The sequence below is a fragment of the Acerihabitans sp. TG2 genome (assembly GCF_035013185.1).
In the GTDB taxonomy this organism is placed as follows: Bacteria; Pseudomonadota; Gammaproteobacteria; order Enterobacterales; family Enterobacteriaceae; genus Acerihabitans.
Genome location: NZ_JAYGJO010000022.1, coordinates 52,614 through 75,103 on the forward strand (window position 1 = coordinate 52,614; position 22,490 = coordinate 75,103).

Genomic DNA, 22,490 nt, shown 5'->3' on the forward strand with positions numbered 1-22,490 from the left:
TTCGTCATTTTCATGGGGATGATATATGCCGATTATAATTATCGCATTGGGAGTAATATTACTTCTGATATTAATGATCAAATTTAAGGTTAATGGTTTTATCGCGCTGGTTTTTGTCGCTGCCGTGGTGGGTGTTGCCGAAGGCATGAAACCACTGGCGGTAATCCATTCAATTCAAAGCGGTATTGGCGGTACCCTGGGTGGATTGGCAATGATCCTGGGCTTCGGCGCAATGCTTGGACGGCTGATTTCCGATACCGGCGCCGCTCAACGTATCGCTACAACGCTGATACAGTTTTTTGGCAAAGAGCGTATCCAATGGGCGCTAGTGATTACCGGGTTAGTGGTTGGCCTGGCGATGTTCTATGAGGTAGGTTTTGTCTTGCTGTTGCCATTGGTGTTTACCATTGTAGCTGCATCAGGGCTACCGCTGCTGTACGTGGGTATTCCGATGGTGGCCGCGCTTTCGGTCACCCACTGTTTTTTACCCCCCCACCCCGGTCCCACTGCTATTGCCATTATTTTTAATGCCAACCTGGGTACCACGCTGATTTATGGCTTGATTATCGCTATTCCGACCGTGATTATTTCCGGGCCACTGTTTTCCAAGCTACTGAAAAAATTTGAAAAAGAGCCACCTGCGGGATTATTTAATCCAAAAATTTTTACCGAACAGGAAATGCCCGGTTTTTTTGTTAGCCTTATCGTGGCCATTACCCCGGTAATCCTGATGGCATTAGCCGCTGTCGCCGAAATGACGATGCCCAAAGACGATACGTTGCGCCTGTTGCTGGAGTTTATCGGCAACCCGGCGGTAGCGTTGTTTGCCGCCATTGTGCTGGGGATATTTACGCTCGGTCTGCGCAACGGACGCCATATTGGTCAGGTGATGGATATTTTGGGCGATTCCATAGCGGCCATCGCCATGATCATTTTTATTATCGCGGGTGGCGGTGCCTTTAAACAGGTACTGGTGGACAGCGGCGTCGGTGAATTTATCGCAGGTCTTATGCGCGGCACCGCGCTATCACCGCTGGTCATGTGCTGGTGCGTTGCAGCGTTATTACGTATTGCGCTGGGTTCGGCCACCGTTGCAGCAATTACCACCGCCGGTATTGTATTACCGATCATTGCGGTTACCCATGCAGATCCGGCGCTGATGGTACTGGCAACCGGCGCCGGCAGCGTTATCGCCTCCCATGTCAATGATCCGGGTTTTTGGTTGTTTAAAGGGTATTTTAACCTTAGCGTTTCCGAAACATTAAAAACATGGACAGTGATGGAAACACTGATCTCGCTTATCGGATTAGCCGGTGTACTATTGCTCAATATGGTTATTCATTAATAGGTTTGAATAGGGCAACTGTGGGGATATTTTCATACGATTAAACCTGGTTGAGCATTCCAAGGATAATTTAATGAACAGCTATTCCCGCGTAACCGGCCATGGCAGAATGCACCAGACATTTCAGGAAATATTGAATGAAAAAATATCGGGTCAGCATGCAAGACATTGCCACCTTTGCCGGTGTAACCAAAACCACGGTGAGCCGTTATCTGCGCACACCAGAAAAAGTCGCCAGTGCGACCGGTAACAAAATAGCCAGTATCATCGAGGAGTTGAATTACATTCCAAACCGTGCTCCGGAGATGATGCTTAATGCAATCAGCCACTCCATAGGCATCCTGGTCCCCTCGTTTAATAACCAAGTGTTTTCCGACGTCCTGGCCGGCATCGAATCAGTTACCTCTGCTAATAATTACCAAACGTTAATCGCGAATTACAATTACAGTAAAGAAACCGAAGAGCGGCAAATCGTTAATCTGCTGTCCTATAGCATAGACGGCATTATTTTGATGGAAAAAGAGCATACCTTGCGCAGTATCAAATGCTTGCTCGCTGCCAAAATTCCGATTGTCGAAGTGATGGATACCCGGGAAGAATATATGGATATCCAAGTGGGTTACGACAATCAGGAGGCGGCGTTTGATATGATGTCGACGGTATTGAACAGCGGTAAGCGGCGGATAGTCTATCTCGGCGCGCGTGACGATTTACGCGATCGCCAACGTTACCAAGGATATGCCCAAGCGATGGAATCCTATGGATTAACACCCTTAATGTTGACTGCCAACGAAATCTCGTCGTTCTCCCTCGGCGCGGGTATTTTTAACTTGGCATTAACGCGCTTTCCTGATTTAGATGGCTTGTTTTGCACTAATGATGATATCGCCGTGGGCGCGCTGTTAGAGTGTTTGCGGCGAGATATTCCCGTCCCTGGGGATATCGCCATCGCCGGTTTCCATGGACTGGATATCGGTCGAGCCATTACTCCCCGCTTGGCCAGTGTCATCACTCCGCGCATCAGCATGGGAAAATGCGCAGCGGAAATGGTATTGAAAAAGATCCGCCACGAAGATGTCAATTATTCTATCGATTTAGGCTATCAAATTTTTAAAGGCGGTACGATCTGATCCCCCTCTAACTCCTTTGTACCATGCCCACTGGTGCCCTAATTCCCAGAGATGCTTGATTGAATTGCAAAAAAATCTGACTAACACCGAGTTCACCTGTGGTATGCCATTTCATTAAACGTATTGAACAGCGGGTAGCTGTCATTCAGCCGTCACGTTGATGTTCCATAATCCACCGGTCATTATTAGAAAGCTGCCTGTGTTCGTCCTAACATTACCCGCGATAAGCGGGTTTTTTTTATGACTAAACACGTTTTTTACTTACCCAGGGGTGCTACAGACAGTGACGTCCCGATCAACGGCATCGCGCCCAACGGTTTGATTTCGCGCAGCACGAAGGTGGTTTCCATCTCTTTGATCCGTGGCAACGCGCGCAGTACCGTCATGGCAAACTCTGAATACTCGTCCAAATCCCGAGACACCACCTGCAGCAGGAAGTCGGCGCTGCCAGCCACCGCGTAACAGGCGATCACCGCAGGCAGTGTTTCAATTTCCACTTCAAACTGTCTGGCTTCGGTGGCGTTGTGGCTGTCAATTTTTATCCGGATAAATGCCAGTATGCCCAGTCCGACTTTTTTGCGATCCAGCACTGCGCGATAACCCGCGATCACCCCTTGCTGCTCCAATTGCCTGACCCGTCGCCAACACGGAGAGGCTGCCATGCCCACTTTTTCCGCCAACTGCTGGTTGGTTATTCGTCCGGCATCTTGCAGCTCACGCAAAATTCTGATATCAGCTGCATCGAAGGAAATATTTGGCATAATTTTTCTCTAATGCGTAAAAAATAGGTAAATAATACCATTTTTAATCGTAATTACGTAAAAATAAACAGGTTCTTCCCGGCATTGCGGATTATGATCTTTGTTGGAATTCGCGTGTTTTACCAGGAGAATATCGTGATTGATGATTTACGCATTGCCATTATTGTTAACCCCTCGCTGCCATTGGGACTGCTGGCCAATACCGTGGCGGCCATCGGCATCGGTTTAGCCGCCAAGTTACCGGAACTGGCCAATCAGCAACTGAGTGACGGACAGGGCATCACCATAGACGTCAGCTCCCGACTACCGGTACCGATCCTGCAAGCAGATGAGTCGGCGATCAGGCTGCTGATGCTCAAGGCCGCCGATGATAGCCGCACCCAGGCAACGGTGCCTTTCCCTGCATTTGCCCGTAACCTACACCAATATCAGGATTATCAACGCGAGTTTCCGTTGCGTACGCTTGCCTCGGAAACCATTGATGGTGTGGGTTTGGCCGGACCGGCAAAATGGATTACCTCGTTGACCGGATCGCTGAAATTATTACGCTGAAGTGGAAAATTAACCGCCACGCAACAATGACTGTCGACGCCGTCTTACTCTTCGCAGGCGCAACCAGGGGCGCAAAATAAATTCAATCATCAATCCACGTTAACCGCCAGAGAGTTAATGCCAGTAATATATGGATTAACGCGTAAAGCGGCATCAACAAGAGCAATGGCGAGTTCAGCAGCGTAAAGGCTAAACTGGCTAGCGCAATACCCAATAGCGATCCGATCTGTCGCAGCGTGGTATGAATGGCTGAGGCGGTACCCGTCATGGATAGCGGTGCGCTGCGTAATACCGTAACCGTCATGGGCGGCACAACAAACGCCGTCCCGCCAGCCAACAGCGCCATGGAAATAATCACAATAGGTGTGATTCGCTGTTGTAGACACAGCATGCCCAAATAACCACAGGCGCTAAGCAATAAACCAGCCACCATCTGTTTTTTCACGCCCAAACGTACCATCATCCTGCCGGCCAACAGGTTACCGGCCATCAGGCATACCGCCAGCGGCAGCAATGCCATCCCGGTTTGCAACGGAGAATAACTCAACCGTTGCTGGAGCAGTAAACTCAGGACATAAATACCGCCAAAATAGCAGGCGTTAACCAACAACCCGGTAAGATTGGCAACATTAAACCTAGAGTGCCGAAATAGGATGGCAGGAATTGCGGGTGAGGCACAGTAGCGTTCCACTGTGATAAAACCAGCGCCAGTGCTCAGGGAGATCACCGCGATAGCTTGCATCAAACCATCGCGCCACCCCAGTACGGGTAGTTGGATCAATATAAAGCTGATACCGGCCAACGTGGCAAAACCGAGACATTGGCCAGCCAGATCACCTTTCTGATCCCTATGACCATCAACCGCCGGCAACAACCAATATGCCGCCACTATGGCGCATAATCCAATGGGAATGTTGATCAAGAATACACTGCGCCAACTGAAATAACTGACGAGAAACCCGCCTAATATCGGGCCCGCCGCCGCCGCGATCGCAACAATCCCACCGAACAAGCCTATCGCCCTCTGCCTTACCACGCTATCCGGCCAGATAACCGGCATTAAAGAAAATGATGCGGGTATAAACATTGCCGCTCCAGCGCCTTGGAGTAGTCTCAATACAATGAGTTGCTCTATCGACCCGCTAAGACCACACGCCAATGATGCGCCGCTAAATACCGTCACGCCCACTATCCATAGGCAACGGGCACCGTAGCGATCAGCCAGCATGCCGGCACAAAGCATAAAACCCGCCAACGTTAGATTATAGGCATCCACTGCCCAGGTAATAGCGGATACCGATGCATGGAATTCAGACTGGATGCTGACAATGGCGATAGTTATCACATTGACGTCCAGTATTGCCATAAACATGCCGGCACACAACACCACCAGAAGAGGGAAGTGCCTTGTTTGGTCTGGGCTATCTATTGATCTCACTTCTGACATGATTGTTCCTCTTTACCAACCGATAAGAGGAGTGTAAAAACAATCATCACCATTTAAAATGCAGCATAACTAGGATGAGGTGCGGCAAAAATGCCGCAGGAAAAACATGAATTGGGACAACACACGTTTTTTGCTGGCCATAGCCCGCACCGGCAGTCTGCGCGCTGCAGCAACCAGCCTGGAGGTTGATCAGGCTACTGTCGCCCGGCGCCTGCGTACGCTAGAACAAGAATTACAGACCCGTTTGTTTACCCGACAACCAGAAGGTTATACGCTTACTACTGCCGGCCAGCTGTTATTACCTGAAGCGGAAACGATGGAAGCCGCCGCCGCCGCGATGCGGCGTAAAACCCTAGGCATGGATACCTCATTGGCTGGGACGGTGCATATCGCCTCGACGGAATCATTGGCAAGCTGTTTTCTATTACCGGCCTTGGCTAAGCTGCGCCAATCGCATCCCGATATTACTGTGATGCTGTCAACCGCCCCCGCGCTAGTGGATATTAAACACGGTGAGACCGATCTCGCGGTGCGCAGCGCTCGCCCGATCGATGAAAACCTGATCATCCGTCGCCTAACCACCTTTCACATTGGCCTGTACGCCTCTGCTGACTATGTCGCACGGCGCGGCTTGCCGGTTTCCGGAAATGCTTTTTCGGGCCATGACCTGATTATGTTTCCCCGTGATGCCGTACCGCAATATTGGCAACGGCTTTGCGACGAACCCATTACTAATGGCAATATTGTATTGGAAACACCCTCCCAATGGTTGCTCATTGAATCCATCAGACATGGGGTTGGGATTAGTATGATGGCGAGGGAGATCGTCGAGCGTCTCTGCCCCGAATTGGTTAACGTTATGCCAGCTCGCCAGGAAAAAGTTGATATTTGGTTAGTGGCGAACCCCGAGGTCTGGTCAGCGGGGCGCGTGCGTGTAGTGATGGATGCGATTAGCCATGCTTTCATGTAGCCATAAAACACTTATAACGGGTCAAACAACCATCAATGCGCGAATCAGTCCACAGCCATGACTGTCATGGATGACGGAAATCCTCCTTTCAGGGCCGGTTGCTCATGCCAATATGCATAATGCCGTCTTCGTCATAGATATCCGTAACCGCTTTAAAACCAAATTGGCGATAAAAGTCTTGTAAATGGGCCTGCGCAGATAGTGAGATGCCCTGGCCCGGCCAATGCGTTTCACAAACCGCCAGCGCCCGTTCCATCAATTGATGCCCCAGTCTTAGGCCACGGGCTGGTGGCGCAATGATCACCCGGCCGATAACCAAACGATCGCCCGTCGCCAAGATCCGCGCATAGGCCACCAAGGTATCGTCCCAATATCCGGCGACATGGCGATTGCCATCCCGCAAATCCTGGCCGTCCACGTCCTGATAAAGACATGCCTGCTCAATGATAAATACCGCGTTGCGCAGTGCGAGAATATCGTACAAACGATGTGTCGTTAGCTCACCCTGATGCCAGTCATACCATGTCAGGTTCATTACTGTTCCCCGCAGCCTTACTCATTTGCTTTGTCTATCATAATAATACCTGGGTCCACCCTCGGTTAATATACCGCGCGTGGTGCAGACGGGAGTAACCAGATTACCCATCCGGCTCTCGATAAGGAACTTAAAGGAACCACTGCGACGCGAATTTGATTTCAACATACGCAGGTTAGGCCGTATGATTGTTGCGCGTATTTTTGCGAATTTATCATTATGCGGTACAGCGCTTTGGAAAAAAACCTATGAATAAAATTCTCATCAGCGCTTGTCTGATGGGCTTTAACGTACGTTATGACGGTTCAGCCAAGTCACTATTACACAGCACACTTACGCAATGGCGTAGCGAAGGACGCGTGGTCACCTGTTGCCCTGAGCTAGCGGCCGGTTTCAGTACCCCCCGCCCGCCCGCCGAAATCATCATCGGGCCTACCGGCAGCACACTCGTGCAACATGGCGCGCGCATCATGGAAAGAACCGGAACGGATGTTACCGACCTGTATATACTGGGCGCACATCTGGCGTTACGCATGGCGCAACTTCACCACTGTCGTTATGCGCTACTGGCTGATGGCAGCCCATCGTGTGGTAGTGAGACCATTTACTCCGGGGACTTCAATGGCCAAACCAAACCGGGCATGGGTTTTACCGCACAAATATTACGCGAACAAGGGATAGCGGTTTTTTCACATCGACAAGTCGATCAACTCGTCACGTCGTTGCGCCAGGATGAAGAATAAAAATAAGTTCTAGACCCGGCCAGATGTTTTTCCGGTCGGGTAATCATTACGTATTGCATATCTGTTTGTTTTTATACTAAAAAAACCGACACACGCCCATAAACCAACATTACATAAAAAAATTAAATCAACTTAATCAAAGAGTTATGATCAATATCACACAGATAAATTCAACCTTCATCACATTTTTCTGAGCACATTATTTATTTTATTTTTAAATTTTTAAATTAATGTCCAATAATAAGATATAAAAAAACATTTTATTTATATTGATGTTTTCTTTAAATATGTTTTATTTCAATAGGTTAGAGTGAGCCCTACTATAAATAAGTTAATAGTAGCGGGACCACTAGGTTAGTGGTGACATAATAAAATTAGCTACACTATCACCACGGTGATATTTCGATATTACATGCGTATTTTTCATTTGGTCATGTTTCAAAATAGAAAATATTCATATAAACTGCGCTGGCATTAAATCATCAAGGTTGTATATCGGTTTCCTTCGTGATGCGTTAATTAACGGCTATCACAACGCAATCATGAGCAATATTGATGGTCGTTTTTTTGAAATCGACAGAAACAGTGTCGACCAAAAAAATTGCAAAAATCGCTGTTTCATATATCAAACGACGAAGGGATAAATTAATCCCTGATTGGATATAACATTTTTTTAACCTGCTATCGCGGTGAGTAAACCGCCTTAATTACACAGAGAGAAACAAAAATGGGAAAGATAATAGATGTCTCAGTAACAGTGGAGTCATTATCACGCATCTACCACCGCTTGCGAAAGGAAGCGAACGGCCAATTGGTCAATGAAGGTCTGTCTTTGTCAAAAATGAAAATTTTGCAATTGATAATCAATGGCAAAACCAGTGCGACCGATATCAAAAATTATATGGGATTCTCTTCGCGTACGGTAGTCACTGTGTTGGATGCGCTGGAAAAAGATGAGATGCTACAACGCCAGCAGAGCCCAACCGACCGTCGTGTTAAACACGTTTATATTACGGAAAAGGGGCTCAGCAAACTTGAAATTGCCCAGCGGATCCACCGAGCCATCCTGGAGCGTATTCTCAAGCCACTTTCTGAAAGCCAATTGGAACAGTTTGGCGAGATATGTGGCACCCTCGATGCGAACCAGCGATAATTAGCGATTCTGTTTGTTCAGAAAATACCACAATGTGAAGGCGGCAACGTTGTTACATAAGCAGCTATAACGTTTTTTCCAATCCGGCGCAGTTTGCCGGGGTGATAGGCTGTTGTTGCCGTAATAACATATAAGCAGCGCTTGATAAATATGTTTGAATAAAACGACCTGGTTCACTTCTGCTATATCTATGTCGAGCGTTTATTAACCAGGTTTGTATCGACTGATATTAACATCAGTCTGTACAAACCAGTACGATTTATTATTACGTTTTCGACTAGTATAACCGTCATATAATAGAGTGGTGGTTGCATTAGTTAATAAAATTTACTTAACAAGGGGGAAAGTTACCCTATTTACCCCCCTACGCCACCTTATTAGGCCACACCCTCACCTGGCGGGTCCTCCCTTAGCCTGTCCGCTGAAATACCCGCCGCGAATGATAAGTCAGGCTGCACCAGGGTTGAATGATGTGTATAATGATTGCCGATGCCCTTTTTATGGGTCGATCTATCGGTTTACCGTCATCAACACGTGTTATCAATCAACTACAGCCGAAAAATTCCACTATGGTTCATGGTACGCTCTACATTGTTTCCGCCCCTAGCGGCGCGGGAAAATCCAGCCTAATCCAGGCGTTGCTTAAAACCCAGCCCCTGTATGATACCCAGGTTTCGATTTCCCATACCACAAGACCTATACGTCCAGGGGAGAGGCACGGGGAACACTACTTTTTTGTTTCCATAGCTGAGTTCGAACACATGATCCAGGAGGGTGACTTCTTGGAATATGCCAATGTTTTCGGTAATTATTACGGCACCTCCCGCGAGTCCATTCAACAGGTGTTGTCCACCGGGGTGGATGTTTTTCTCGATATCGACTGGCAGGGCGCGCAGCAAATCCGCAAGGCCATGCCACAAGCGCGCAGTATCTTTGTGCTGCCGCCGTCCAGGGAGGAACTCGATCGTCGACTGCGTGGCCGCGGTCAGGATAGCGAGGACGTTATTGCCCGTCGTATGACCCAGGCGGTTGCTGAAATGTCGCACTATGCGGAGTATGATTACCTGATTGTAAATGATGAATTCAATACGGCACTGGTGGATTTACAGACCATCATACGTGCCGAACGTTTGCGTCTTGGCCGTCAAAAATTACGCCATGACGCTTTAATCACCAAATTGTTGGCGGACTGAAACAACTTTCAGTATGATGCCCAGTCATTTCTTCTATTTGCGGAGTAGCTCACATATGGCACGCGTAACTGTACAAGACGCCGTTGAAAAAATTGGTAATCGTTTTGACCTGGTGCTGGTCGCTGCCCGTCGCGCTCGCCAACTTCAAGTCGGCGGTAAAGATCCCCTGGTCGCAGAAGAAAACGATAAAGTCACCGTTATCTCCCTGCGTGAGATCGAAGAAGGACTGATCACCAATCAAATCCTAGACTTACGAGATCGCCAGGAACAGCAAGAGCAGGAAGCCGCAGAGATTCAGGCGGTTACTGCAATTGCTGAAGGCCGTCGTTAAACTCAGAAATCGGTTCACAATTGTACCTGTTTGAAAGTCTGAATCTGCTGATTCAGCGTTACTTGCCCGAGGATCAGATAAAACTTCTCCGGCAAGCATATCTTGTCGCACGTGATGCCCACGAGGGACAGTCACGCTCCAGCGGTGAGCCTTATATCACCCATCCGGTGGCCGTGGCATGTATCCTGGCCGAGATGCGTCTCGACTATGAAACGCTGATGGCGGCGTTACTGCATGATGTGATTGAGGATACGCCCGCCACTTACCAGGATATGGAACAGCTGTTTGGTAAAAGCGTGGCCGAACTGGTGGAAGGCGTATCAAAACTCGATAAGCTGAAATTCCGCGACAAAAAAGAAGCCCAGGCAGAAAACTTTCGCAAGATGATCATGGCGATGGTGCAGGATATTCGCGTGGTACTGATCAAGTTGGCGGATCGAACCCACAATATGCGCACTCTCGGCTCGCTACGTCCGGACAAGCGCCGCCGCATTGCCCGGGAAACACTGGAAATCTATAGTCCGCTGGCCCACCGTCTGGGTATCCACAACCTCAAGACCGAACTTGAAGAGCTGGGTTTTGAAGCGCTCTATCCCAATCGCTACCGTGTCATTAAGGAAGTAGTGAAAGCCGCGCGCGGTAACCGCAAAGAGATGATCCAGAAAATTCTGGTGGAAATCGAAGGGCGGCTTACCGAAGCGGGCATTCCTTGTCGCGTCAGCGGCCGGGAAAAACACCTCTACTCAATCTATTGCAAGATGCACCTAAAGGAACAGCGTTTCCATTCCATTATGGACATCTACGCCTTTAGGGTCATCGTGGGCGAAGTGGATACCTGTTACCGGGTGCTGGGCCAAATGCACAGCCTGTATAAACCACGCCCCGGCCGGGTGAAAGATTATATTGCCATTCCCAAAGCCAATGGCTATCAGTCTTTGCATACGTCGATGATCGGGCCGCACGGCGTACCGGTGGAAGTGCAGATCCGCACCGAAGACATGGACCAAATGGCAGAAATGGGCGTCGCGGCGCACTGGGCTTATAAAGTGCAGGGTGAAACCGGCACCACGGCGCAGATCCGCGCCCAGCGCTGGATGCAAAGCCTGCTGGAATTACAGCAAAGCGCCGGCAGCTCGTTTGAGTTTATCGAAAGCGTAAAATCGGATCTGTTCCCCGATGAAATTTACGTGTTTACCCCAGAAGGGCGCATTGTCGAACTGCCTGCGGGCGCTACGCCGGTTGATTTTGCTTATGCGGTACATACCGATATCGGTCACGCCTGCGTCGGTGCGCGTGTGGACCGGCAACCTTATCCGTTGTCCCAAGCCCTTGCCAGTGGTCAGGCGGTTGAGATCATCACCGCGCCGGGCGCACGCCCCAATGCCGCCTGGTTAAACTTCGTGGTCAGCTCCAAAGCGCGCGCCAAAATCCGACAAATGCTCAAAAACCTCAAACGTGACGACTCGGTCAGCTTGGGGCGCCGATTATTAAATCATGCCCTCGGCGGCAGTCGTAAACTGGCCGAGGTGCCGCCGGAAAATATGCAGCATGAACTGGAGCGGATGAAGCTGGCGACGCTCGACGATTTGCTGGCGGAAATTGGCTTGGGCAATGCCATGAGTGTAGTGATTGCGCGTAATCTTCAGGGCGATCAGTCCAATATGACCCCACCCGGCCCCGGCTTGAAAAGGCTGCCAATCAAAGGGGCGGAAGGGGTGCTGATTACCTTTGCCAAATGCTGCCGGCCGATCCCCGGTGATCCGATCATTGCCCATGTGAGTCCGGGCAAAGGGTTAGTGGTGCATCATGAATCCTGCCGGAACATTCGCGGTTACCAGAAGGAGCCGGAAAAATTCATGGCGGTGGAATGGGAGCTGGATACCGAGCAGGAGTTTATTGCCGAGATCAAAGCCGACATGTTTAACCACCAGGGCGCGCTAGCCAATCTTACCGCGGCCATCAATGCTGCCGACTCCAATATCCAAAGCTTAAATACCGAAGAGAAAGACGGACGCGTTTACAGCGCATTTATCCGCCTGACCGTGCGCGACCGTATCCATCTCGCCAATATTATGCGTAAAATTCGCGTTATGGCCGACGTGATAAGAGTGACCCGTAACCGCAATTGACGGTTTTACCCAATAGATTTCGCGTTGCAGGCAGGCAAACGCCAATAAACTTACACCGGTAAGTGATTCGGGTGACGGATGTAGTCCGTGCACTTGCAACTTGAAAGATGAAGGCATCGGCGGTGTGCTGCAAGGTGAGAGGACGCTGCTGGTGACGGTTTACGTGCCAAACCGGACCACTTTATCTGCCACGGAGTGCTGAAATGATGGAAGGCCGTCTGCTGAACACCCTACCGTTAAGCTCCCTTTCCGGAGTCGGCCCAGCGCAATCGGCTCGCCTTGCTCGTCTGGGTCTGGAAAATCTGCAAGATTTATTGCTGCATCTGCCCTCCCGCTATGAAGACCGCACTCGGTTGTACTCAATCAACGACGTTTTGCCCGGCATGTATGTCACCGTGCGGGGGGAAGTGCTGAGTTGTGAGATCAGTTTTGGCCGCCGACGCATGTTAACCTGTCGAATTAGCGATAAGACCGGCATGATCACGCTGCGGTTCTTTAACTTCAATGCCGCCATGAAAAATAGCCTGGCCGTCGGCCGCCAGGTCACTGCATACGGAGAAATACGCCGCGGCCAACAGTGCGCCGAGATCATTCATCCTGAGTATCATGTGCTGGATGAGCTGGCCGACGTGGTGCTTACGGCGTCGTTGACCCCGGTATATCCCACGACGGAAGGGATACGACAGGCTACCCTGCGTAATCTGACCGATCAGGCGCTGAAACTGCTCGATAGCTACCCGATTGCCGAACTGCTTCCTCCCGAGCTAAGCCGTGGGCTTATCAGCCTGCCTGAAGCATTGCACACGTTGCATCGTCCACCACCGACTATCTCTCTGGCCGATCTCGAACTAGGAAAGCACCCGGCGCAGCGACGTTTAATTTTGGAGGAATTGCTGGCCCACAATCTGAGCATGCTGGCGGTGCGCGCCAACGTACGTAAGGATCTGGCCCTGGCGTTGACCGCCGATCATCAGCTCAAGCAGCACTTTTTGGCTTTGCTGCCGTTTACTCCAACCGGGGCGCAGCAACGGGTCACTGACGAAATAGAACGGGATTTGGCACAACCGGTGCCAATGATGCGTTTGGTCCAAGGTGATGTCGGTTCGGGCAAAACCTTGGTGGCGGCATTGGCGGCGCTGCGTGCCATTGCTCAGGGCAAGCAGGTAGCCTTGATGGCACCCACGGAATTACTGGCCGAGCAGCATGCGCAGACTTTTCGCAGCTGGTTTGCGCCTCTGGGCATCGAAGTGGGCTGGCTGGCCGGTAAACAAAAAGGCAAAGCACGCATTGCCCAACAAGACGCTATCGCGGCGGGCACGGTGGCGATGGTGGTGGGAACCCATGCCATTTTCCAGGAGCAGGTCTCGTTTTCCGGGCTGGCATTGGTGATTATTGATGAACAACACCGGTTCGGGGTTCACCAGCGGTTAGCGTTATGGGAGAAGGGTCTGGCGCAAGGTTTTCACCCACATCAGCTGATTATGACTGCGACGCCAATTCCCCGCACCTTGGCCATGACCGCTTATGCCGATCTGGATACGTCGATCATTGATGAATTGCCTCCAGGGCGTACGCCGGTAACGACGGTGGCCATACCGGATACCCGGCGTGCGGATATCATTGAGCGGGTACGGCAAGCTTGCCTGCAGGAGCAACGGCAGGCCTATTGGGTTTGTACATTGATTGATGAATCCGATTTGCTTGAAGCCCAAGCAGCACAGGCTACCTGGGAGGATTTAGTGGCTGCCTTACCGGAACTGCGTGTCGGTTTGGTGCACGGTCGAATGAAGTCGCAGGAGAAGCAGCTGATGATGCAGGCGTTTAAAGCCGGTGAAGTGCATTTGCTGGTGGCGACTACGGTGATAGAAGTGGGAGTGGATGTGCCCAACGCCAGTCTGATGATTATAGAAAATCCGGAGCGTTTGGGGCTGGCTCAGTTGCATCAGTTGCGGGGTCGGGTGGGACGCGGCGCGGTCGCGTCTCACTGTGTGTTGCTTTATAAGTCGCCGTTAAGTAAGACCGCGCAGCGCCGTTTACAGGTGTTGCGGGATACGAGCGATGGTTTTGTTATTGCGCAGCAGGATTTGGAGATTCGCGGTCCGGGTGAATTGTTGGGTACTCGGCAAACCGGTAACGCGGAATTTAAAGTGGCGGATCTGTTGCGCGATCAGGGGATGATCCCTGAGGTACAGCGGCTGGCGCGCCATCTTCATGAGACTTATCCCGCGTCGGCTGCGGCGTTGATCGCGCGCTGGATGCCGGAGCGTGCGCGTTATACTAATGCGTGAGGTGTGCTCTCCCTTGAACAGGCTTACCGTGAGTCTGGTGTTGGCGGGCTTAGCGCACCAAGGGGCGTCGGACGGCCAGGAAATGGCCGCCTCAACCCCTACGGTACGCTCTCCCTTAAACGAGGCTTACCGTGAGTCTGGTGTTGGCGGGCCTAGCGTACCAAGGGGCATCGGACGGCCAGGAAATGGCCGCCTCAACCCCTACGGTACGCTCTCCCTTAAACGAGGCTTGCCGTTAGTCTGGTGTTGGCGGGCTTAGTGCACTAGTCGGCGGGGGAGAATGCTCTGAGGTTGACCTATATCAATGGGTCGGGGTAGAGATACGATGCAATCGATTGCTTTTAAAGTCAGGTTGATTAAAATGCCTGCTTTGCCGCCCAGGAAAGTCCTTTAACATGACCATGCCATCCTCAGTAGTTGATGACGCGCCTATTCCCGTAGTCAAAAGCGAGCTGATTTATCATCTTGATGATCGTCCGCCCTTGATGGAAACCTTGTTCGCTGCCTGTCAGCATTTGCTGGCGATGTTTGTTGCGGTCATCACCCCCGGTTTGCTGATTTGCCAGGCGTTGGGTTTGCCCGCGCAGGATACACAACATATCATCAGCATGTCGCTGTTTGCTTCCGGGTTGGCATCGATACTGCAAATTAAAACCTGGGGGCCGGTAGGTTCGGGTTTGCTGTCAATTCAGGGAACCAGCTTTAACTTTGTTACGCCGCTCATCATGGGTGGCATGGCACTAAAAAACGGTGGCGCAGATGTGCCGACCATGATGGCGGCGCTGTTTGGTACGTTGATGGTCGCGTCATGCACCGAGATTGTGTTATCGCGGGTTTTGCATTTGGCCCGGCGCATTATTACCCCGTTAGTCTCCGGTATCGTGGTGATGATTATCGGTATTTCGTTGATTCAGGTGGGATTGACTTCCATTGGCGGCGGTTTTGCCGCCATGGCCAATCATAGCTTCGGTGCGCCGAAGAACCTGTTATTGGCCGGTATTGTGTTGGTGGTCATTATCCTGCTCAACCGTCAGCGTAATCCGTATTTGCGAGTGGCCTCTTTAGTGATCGCCATGGCGGTGGGGTATTTAGCCGCCTGGTTGATGGGAATGCTGCCTGCCGTCGCTTCCACGCCGTCACAATCGTTGATTATGATACCAACGCCGTTGTATTACGGCTTGGGTTTTGATTGGGATTTACTTATCCCGTTGATGCTGGTGTTTATGGTGACCTCGTTGGAAACCATTGGCGATATTACCGCTACGTCCGACGTGTCTGAACAACCTGTCCGTGGCCCCCTCTATATGCGGCGGCTGAAAGGGGGTGTGCTGGCCAACGGGTTGAATTCCATGCTTTCAGCGGTATTCAATACGTTCCCCAATTCGTGTTTCGGCCAGAACAATGGCGTGATCCAACTGACCGGAGTCGCCAGCCGGTACGTGGGGTTTGTGGTCTCGTTGATGTTGATAGCCTTAGGACTGTTCCCGGTAGTAAGTGGCTTTGTGCAGCATATTCCCGAACCGGTGTTGGGTGGTGCGACTATCGTGATGTTCGGTACCATTGCCGCCTCGGGTGTGCGCATCGTGTCACGAGAACGGCTTAACCGGCGTGCCATTATGATTATGGCCTTATCGTTGGCGGTGGGGTTGGGTGTGTCACAGCAACCCTTGATTTTACAGTTTGCGCCACAGTGGTTAAAAACCTTAATGTCATCGGGTATCGCAGCCGGCGGCATCACCGCTATTGTGTTGAATTTGCTGTTCCCGCCGGAGCATCAATAAGTCATTAATACCTAACGTTTCTGCTTGCAACGTGAAAGATTGTCGGGATATCGTCATATTATGCGGCCGCTGTATCAATACGGCGGCTTTTTTTTGTCAGAAGCGCTTTGGCTATTGAGAAGACCGGCTAATTGCGGCATAAACACAGTAACCTTTAAGACAGCTATGGATTTGTACAATGAAATTTCTTGGGAAATTTTTATTATCAATATTGTTGATAGTGTTATTGATAATTGTCCTGATCTACGTGTTGTTGCAAACATCCTGGGGCGCAGGATGGATAAGCCGAACCGTCACCCAGCACAGTGCTTACCAACTATCGTTGGAAAAAATCGGTCATGACTGGTCCGACCCCGGTGACGTTTATGTTGAAAATATCACGTTCGGCCAAAAAGAACATACGCCGATTTTAGTGGCCAAGCGTCTGGTGGCGGGTTTTAGCGCGCGCCAGCTTAGCGATCCCTACCATTTTGCCCGCATTCAAATGCAGAACGGCACCTTGAACCTGGACCCGACGTCATTGGTATTCCCTTTGGAAGCTGATGTCCTGCAGCTGAACGATATGGCGATCAGCTCACCTTATGGTGGTTGGGAACTAAACGGTAAACAGGTCGACGCCGGAGTGATGCCATGGAAACCACAAGTCGGCTTTCCTCTGGGACGGCACTCCCGTTTTCAAATCAGCGCCCACACCTTGACCCTTAATGGCATCCCGGCTGAAAACGTGCTGGTTCAGGGAGAAATAAATAATAATCAGCTTCGATTGGATAACCTGGGCGCAGATCTTGCGCGTGGGGAGCTAACCGGCAGTGCTGCGCGTGACGAAGACGGCAGCTGGCAGGTGGACCATCTGCGGTTGAGTAATGTGCGCATGCAGACCAAACAAAACCTGGATGAGTTTTTACATCAATTGTCGGCAGTGCCGAAAATCACCATTCACCGTTTTGACTTAATCGATGCCCGCATGGAAGGGCGACTTTGGGCTTTCAGTGATTTGGATTTAACGTTGCGCAATGTGACCTTTCAGGATGGTGATTGGTCGTCCGACGACGGTACCCTGGCGCTTAATGCCAGAGAGTTGATTAACGGTTCGATTCATCTCATTGATCCCATTGCCACCTTGGCATTTACACCTCATGGTATTGATATAAATCAGTTTAGCGGACGTTGGCAGGGTGGGTTAATGCGTACATCAGGCCACTGGTCACGTACCGATAAGCGGCTGGAATTGGATGAATTTATGGTGGCCGGGATTGAGTATGTTTTACCGACACAGTGGCTAAACGACTGGCAACAGCCCTTGCCCAGTTGGTTGTCCGGGGTGGTAGTAGATAAATTCACCGCCAACCGTAATTTGCTTATTGATATCAATCCCGCATTTCCTTTTCAGGTCACCGCCCTGGATGGAACGGGTAAACAATTAGTATTGGCCAAGGATCATCAGTGGGGCATCTGGTCGGGTAGTCTGAATCTTAATGGCAGCGACGCGACCTTTAATAAAACCGATGTGCGTCGTCCTTCGCTGGCGCTGACCGCCGATCAAGGCAAAATTTCGGTGACTGAATTAAGTGCTTTTGCCGGGGAAGGCCTGCTTGAGGCTACTGCCAATATCAACCAGCAAGCTAATCGGGCGTTTTCCCTCAGTCTGAGCGGCCGGGCAGTGCCGTTAAACGTACTGGCGCATTGGGGGTGGCCAACCATTCCGCTGTCTGGTAACGGTAATCTGCAATTAACGTTGACCGGCGGCATATCGGCAGCATCACCGTTAAAACCTACGCTAAACGGTAAGCTGCACGTTTTAGACACCGAAGGTAAGGCTGTGACGCAAACCATGGTGCGCGGTGCGTTGGTGGGCGATACCACCCCCTAGCTGCCGCATCGACTCGCCATGACGCGGGTGCGGTTGGGCCCGCGTCATGGCCGATAAGGGCATACCGCCTAGTCCACCAGCGATCCTCCGCTCTCCAGCGGCTTATCAGGAGACGGGGGCAGCACCAAATAGACCCCCTTGAACAGGGCACCATTGATTTCGTTGCCGGATAATTCAACCTCAAGGCTCACCCGGGCCTTTCGCCCACGCGCCAGACGATCCAGATCCCCACTTAGGGAACCCAGGTCCGCCACGGCGGAAGGCCTTCCCGTGACCGCGCTAGCATAGCGGATATGCGCATCGGCCAGGATGATGGTACCACCCAGTTGACGTTCTCGGAGCAATAACCATATCAACCCCCAGCCGGTCAAGGTTGCCAGAGAAAACAGACTACCGGCAAAAAGGGTATGATGCGGATTTTGATTACCGATTTCCGGCATGGTTGTCATGAATTTTTGACCGGTGTACTGGGTGATACGCACCCCCATCTTTTCGCTCAAGGGAATGTGCTGGTGCCAAGCCTGTTGCAATTGGCCGCACCAATCCGGTCGATGCAAAATATCATCCAGGGTTTCGATAGGTTTGATCATTAAGAAATGACGAATCGGCGTGGTAGAGGGTGTGGTGATTTCGCCCTGATTAATAAAACCCAGCTTGGCAAAGAACTCCACCGCATCTTCGCGGGCGCTGCACACTACCCGTTTCACCCCTTCCTGACGCGCGACTGACTCAAGAGTCATGGCCATCAGCGTGCCCAATCCTTTACCGCGCTGCAAAGGATGGACCGCCAGGAAACGGATTGAGGCCTCGTTGTCGGCATTAATATACAGCCTGCTAATGGCCACCGGCTTGCCATTCTCATCCACCACCATCTGGTGATGCGCCATTGCATCATAAGCGTCCCGCTCAGACCCCTGCGGCTGATGCAACGGTTTACGTAACATTTCCCAGCGAAACTGATAGTAGTCGTTTAATTCTTTATCGTTCTGTGGGACGCGCAAATGATACATGCATACCCTCTCTTTAAGGTCTTTACCGTTTACACCTGAAGCCAAAAAGTGACCGGTCCGTCATTCACCAGCGCGACTTGCATATCCGCAGCAAACCGTCCGCTTTCAGTCCGGATATCCGTTCGGCGGCAACAGTCGGTAAAGTGATGATAAAGCCGTTCCGCTTCTGCGGGCGCCGCGCCGTGGGAGAAACTGGGTCGCAGCCCCTTATTGGTATCCGCCACTAGCGTGAACTGGGATACGACCAGCACCTCGCCGCCAGCCTGGCGGATATTTAAATTCATTTTGCCCTGCTCATCGCTGAAAATACGATAACCTAACACACGGTCGCACAGCTTTTCGGCTGTCGACACATTATCGCCCCGCTCCACACCAAGCAAGATCAATATACCGGGACCTATCGCACCCACGACATCGTTGTTTACGGTTACCGACGCGCTGAGTACCCGTTGGATCAACGCAATCATCGGTCAAGCTCCGGTTTTTGCACCGAGGCGCGAAACTCCGTCATTGAGGCGGTGATTTCTGCACCAAGCAACACAATGCACCAACTCCAATACACCCAGAAAAAAAGCAATGGTATCACCGCCAGTACGCCGTAAATCAGTTGAAAAGTGGGGAACGCGCTGACATACAGGCCAAAGACTTTTTTACCCAGCTCAAACAACAGCCCCGCCACCAGCGCACCGATTAAGGCATCCTTAGCGGGTACCCTTACCGTTGGCACCACGCGATATAATATCCAAAATGAGATATAGGAGAGCAACAGCGGGAAAATACGCAGCATTAGCGTAGACAGCGGCGCCGTACCGCTATCGTTCAACCACGTCAGGGATATCAGGTAGGAGCTTATCACCATGCTGGCACCGGTCAGTAGGGGCCCCAATGTCAAGATCATCACATACACCGCGAACGAGAAAATCATCGGTCGTTTTTTGTTGCTGCGCCAGATGCTGTTAAGCGCCGAGTCCACCGAATAAATCAACAACAACGCGGTGACGATAAGCCCACAGGTACCCACCGCGGTCATCTGGCTGGCATTGAGAATAAATTGCTCAAGATAGCGCCGGATAACATCGCCGGTCGCCGGCATAAAATTGGTAAAGATAAAACTTTTTAATTTATCGCTGGCATCGGAAAATACCGGGAAAATCGCAATCAGGGAGAACAGCACCGTGATCAGCGGCACCAGGGACAACAGAGAAACATAAGCGAGATGACCTGCCAACACGGTTAAACCATCATGATCGGCGCGTTGATACAAAAATTTGCAGAAGGCATAAAAGCGGGTCGCTTTTTTCACATTAAAACCTTTCATCACACCCTCCCCTTTTGCATCAATTACGCAAAATAGGCGGGTATAACACGTGAATCAGTAACGTGAACCGCCGGTAATCCAATACTCTGCGCAGCAGCAATATTTTGCGCGTTATCGTCAAAGAACAAAGCATCAGCCACGTCCACACCTTCCTGCTCCAGGACATATCGATAGATGGCTGGATCGGGTTTACGCATCCTGATTTCTTGAGAAAGATACATCTTGTCGACGCTTTGCGGCACTTCAGGATACTGGTTGGGCCAATAGTCACAGTGCAGACGGTTGGTGTTGGATAGGATGATCACCCTATTTCCCTGTGCGCGTAGCTTTTGCATGATCTCGATAACGTCTGGTCTGACGCTAATAAATACCGCCTGCCAACCGGTGGTGAACTGTTCAAAACTTAGCGTAATGCCTAACTCAGCGCAGAATTTAGCGGCAAAAACCTCATCGGATATCTCTCCGCGCTCATGCTGTTCAAACACCTCGCCCATTTCAAACTTCTTTTTTAAACTGGCCAGGGGTACGCCGCTGAGATGGCTCCACACACCCAGCACGCGACCGAAATCAATATCGATCACCACATTGCCTAAATCAAAAATATAAAGCATGACGCCCTCCCAAGCTGTACAAGGTGTTAACACTGTAGCGGGAAATAGTGCAACTGAACAGCAATGAACGCACGTTGCAGGCTCGGCCGTAACGTGTGCAACGAGCCGATTCGGGGTAAATTCCCTAGGCGGCCAGGCGAGAGGACGAGGAAGTCGCTGGTATGCCAGCCAAGTGGGTTGAACAACCCGCGCTAAGGGATATCAGGCTAGCCCGCAGATAGAGGATACCTGCGGGTCGAGTCTGTTTTCTAGACAAGGATGAACCATCAGCCTTCGCTCACCAACCCGGTAACAACACTGAATTCACGTGTGGCGCCCGCAGCCAGCTGAATCAGCGTTCCCGCCCGGCTGGCCGCTTGATGACCTTCGGGACGACACGTGCCCGGCAGTACAAAAGCCGCGACCTTTTGATCACCATTATACAGAATCCAACGCGTGGCATAGTTAAACTGTGCGGTATCGAAGCGAGTAACGAATCGCGGACCTGAACCCGGCGCCTGCATAAAAAACTCTGCCTTACCATAGGTTTGCTCAGTATAACGGGCGAGATCATCGGCAAAAAATACGATTTCCGGATCATAAAATTCCGGCTGGCTTAACGACTCCAGCATGCCGGGGTTGCGCGCTAACGCCGCCGTATATTCGAGCCATTGTGCCGTGGGATGAACATGACCGGGAATCGAAGTGCGCAATTGGAACGCTCCGTCGGGCAGATTCTCGCTGAACGTGGCATCCGCAACATAGGCATAATTCATATGGCACATATACTGTAACGGCATTGGCACGCTGGCCAGGTTGATGACCCGCATATTGATGGTCAACAGCGTCTCGTCAGCCTTTAGCCTGACCGAGGGCTCGGCCCGATAATGATGGCCGAACCCTTTCACGTACTCATATTCGCCCCCTAAGGTCACGCTGTGCTCATCGACAGTCAGGAACGCCCGATCCATCGGTGCGCAGGGCATTTCTCCGTGCAACGGGTGCACATCATCTTGCGCGGGACACCCATTGCTCAGTAGCCCGGAATGGAAAGCAAAGCAGCCATAAGTATCCACCACCGACTCACCCCGCTTCGGCTCGTTAAACGGATTATCCATTCGTAAACTATGATCGTCGAACTGTGCATCCCAAATCATTTGGCCATAATAAGGCAACAGGGTGATATATCCCCGGCTATTGCTAAGGGTCACGGCTTCTATGCCGGAAGGATATTTAAACAACGTAACGCTGATCCCGGCGCTCTCCAACAGATGAAACGGCTGGTCGCTAAACTGATTACGCTGAAGATAAATGACAGTAGACATCGCTTTCTCCTGGTTTAGA

At 51.0% G+C, this 22,490-nt stretch carries 21 protein-coding genes; 13 read left to right on the plus strand and 8 right to left on the minus strand.

Annotated elements, in window-relative coordinates; all coding sequences use genetic code 11:
- Positions 1-25 precede the first annotated feature (25 nt).
- Positions 26-1,345 (plus strand): gluconate:H+ symporter, encoded by a 1,320-nt coding sequence (locus SJI19_RS17790; RefSeq protein ID WP_323479606.1) that lies wholly within the window; start codon positions 26-28, stop codon positions 1,343-1,345.
- A 137-nt stretch (positions 1,346-1,482) separates the two neighbouring features.
- Positions 1,483-2,475, plus strand: a complete 993-nt coding sequence (gene idnR, locus SJI19_RS17795; RefSeq protein WP_323479607.1) for a DNA-binding transcriptional regulator IdnR — start codon at positions 1,483-1,485, stop codon at positions 2,473-2,475.
- A gap of 257 nt (positions 2,476-2,732) precedes the next feature.
- Here idnR and SJI19_RS17800 read toward each other — a convergent pair whose 3' ends face one another.
- A complete protein-coding gene (locus SJI19_RS17800) occupies positions 2,733-3,236 on the minus strand; it encodes an Lrp/AsnC family transcriptional regulator (protein ID WP_323479608.1) in 504 nt (167 codons plus the stop codon).
- 93 nt (positions 3,237-3,329) lie between these two features.
- On the opposite strand from SJI19_RS17800, the gene SJI19_RS17805 reads away from it, so the two are divergent.
- Positions 3,330-3,788, plus strand: coding sequence for a DUF2000 domain-containing protein (locus SJI19_RS17805; RefSeq protein ID WP_323479609.1), 459 nt, complete (start codon positions 3,330-3,332; stop codon positions 3,786-3,788).
- Between the two features lie 82 nt (positions 3,789-3,870).
- Here SJI19_RS17805 and SJI19_RS17810 read toward each other — a convergent pair whose 3' ends face one another.
- The gene (locus SJI19_RS17810; RefSeq protein WP_323479610.1) at positions 3,871-5,235 is read right to left on the minus strand and encodes an MFS transporter; all 1,365 of its coding nucleotides are present in this window, start codon (positions 5,233-5,235) and stop codon (positions 3,871-3,873) included.
- A 106-nt stretch (positions 5,236-5,341) separates the two neighbouring features.
- Between SJI19_RS17810 and SJI19_RS17815 the strand changes: the two genes are divergently transcribed.
- A complete protein-coding gene (locus tag SJI19_RS17815; protein WP_323479611.1) occupies positions 5,342-6,205 on the plus strand; it encodes a LysR family transcriptional regulator in 864 nt (287 codons plus the stop codon).
- A gap of 88 nt (positions 6,206-6,293) precedes the next feature.
- Here SJI19_RS17815 and SJI19_RS17820 read toward each other — a convergent pair whose 3' ends face one another.
- Positions 6,294-6,740 carry a GNAT family N-acetyltransferase gene (locus tag SJI19_RS17820; protein WP_323479612.1) on the minus strand — a complete coding sequence of 149 codons (447 nt, stop codon included), beginning with the start codon at positions 6,738-6,740 and terminating at the stop codon, positions 6,294-6,296.
- Positions 6,741-6,988: 248 nt separating this feature from the next.
- On the opposite strand from SJI19_RS17820, the gene SJI19_RS17825 reads away from it, so the two are divergent.
- The 9 genes from SJI19_RS17825 (at position 6,989) to SJI19_RS17865 (ending at position 18,228) form a co-directional block, all read left to right on the plus strand.
- Positions 6,989-7,483, plus strand: a complete 495-nt coding sequence (locus SJI19_RS17825) for a DUF523 domain-containing protein (protein ID WP_323479613.1) — start codon at positions 6,989-6,991, stop codon at positions 7,481-7,483.
- 727 nt (positions 7,484-8,210) lie between these two features.
- Positions 8,211-8,636: a MarR family winged helix-turn-helix transcriptional regulator gene (locus tag SJI19_RS17830; RefSeq protein ID WP_323479614.1), complete on the plus strand. Its 426-nt coding sequence runs from the start codon at positions 8,211-8,213 to the stop codon at positions 8,634-8,636.
- Between the two features lie 569 nt (positions 8,637-9,205).
- A complete protein-coding gene (gene gmk, locus SJI19_RS17835) occupies positions 9,206-9,829 on the plus strand; it encodes a guanylate kinase (RefSeq protein ID WP_323479646.1) in 624 nt (207 codons plus the stop codon).
- A gap of 55 nt (positions 9,830-9,884) precedes the next feature.
- Positions 9,885-10,160: a DNA-directed RNA polymerase subunit omega gene (rpoZ, locus tag SJI19_RS17840; protein ID WP_323479615.1), complete on the plus strand. Its 276-nt coding sequence runs from the start codon at positions 9,885-9,887 to the stop codon at positions 10,158-10,160.
- 20 nt (positions 10,161-10,180) lie between these two features.
- Entirely contained in the window at positions 10,181-12,289 is a 2,109-nt protein-coding gene (spoT, locus tag SJI19_RS17845) for a bifunctional GTP diphosphokinase/guanosine-3',5'-bis pyrophosphate 3'-pyrophosphohydrolase (RefSeq protein ID WP_323479616.1), read from the plus strand.
- 206 nt (positions 12,290-12,495) lie between these two features.
- A complete protein-coding gene (gene recG / locus SJI19_RS17850) occupies positions 12,496-14,577 on the plus strand; it encodes an ATP-dependent DNA helicase RecG (RefSeq protein WP_323479647.1) in 2,082 nt (693 codons plus the stop codon).
- Positions 14,578-14,590: 13 nt separating this feature from the next.
- Positions 14,591-14,836 (plus strand): hypothetical protein, encoded by a 246-nt coding sequence (locus SJI19_RS17855; protein WP_323479617.1) that lies wholly within the window; start codon positions 14,591-14,593, stop codon positions 14,834-14,836.
- A 136-nt stretch (positions 14,837-14,972) separates the two neighbouring features.
- Positions 14,973-16,358, plus strand: coding sequence for a uracil-xanthine permease family protein (locus SJI19_RS17860; RefSeq protein WP_323479618.1), 1,386 nt, complete (start codon positions 14,973-14,975; stop codon positions 16,356-16,358).
- Positions 16,359-16,536: 178 nt separating this feature from the next.
- Entirely contained in the window at positions 16,537-18,228 is a 1,692-nt protein-coding gene (locus SJI19_RS17865; protein ID WP_323479619.1) for an AsmA family protein, read from the plus strand.
- A gap of 68 nt (positions 18,229-18,296) precedes the next feature.
- On the opposite strand, the gene fabY is transcribed toward SJI19_RS17865, so the two are convergent.
- The 5 genes from fabY to SJI19_RS17890 form a co-directional block, all read right to left on the minus strand.
- Complete coding sequence (gene fabY, locus SJI19_RS17870; protein WP_323479620.1) at positions 18,297-19,238, minus strand: fatty acid biosynthesis protein FabY; 942 nt, start codon at positions 19,236-19,238, stop codon at positions 18,297-18,299.
- Positions 19,239-19,267: 29 nt separating this feature from the next.
- A complete protein-coding gene (gene dtd, locus SJI19_RS17875) occupies positions 19,268-19,705 on the minus strand; it encodes a D-aminoacyl-tRNA deacylase (protein ID WP_323479621.1) in 438 nt (145 codons plus the stop codon).
- Entirely contained in the window at positions 19,702-20,556 is an 855-nt protein-coding gene (locus SJI19_RS17880; protein WP_323479622.1) for a virulence factor BrkB family protein, read from the minus strand. Before SJI19_RS17880 ends, dtd begins: the two co-directional genes overlap by 4 nt.
- Before the next feature lie 23 nt (positions 20,557-20,579).
- Positions 20,580-21,167: a glucose-1-phosphatase gene (yihX, locus tag SJI19_RS17885; protein WP_323479623.1), complete on the minus strand. Its 588-nt coding sequence runs from the start codon at positions 21,165-21,167 to the stop codon at positions 20,580-20,582.
- A 266-nt stretch (positions 21,168-21,433) separates the two neighbouring features.
- Positions 21,434-22,471, minus strand: a complete 1,038-nt coding sequence (locus SJI19_RS17890; RefSeq protein WP_323479624.1) for an aldose 1-epimerase family protein — start codon at positions 22,469-22,471, stop codon at positions 21,434-21,436.
- Positions 22,472-22,490: the final 19 nt, after the last annotated feature.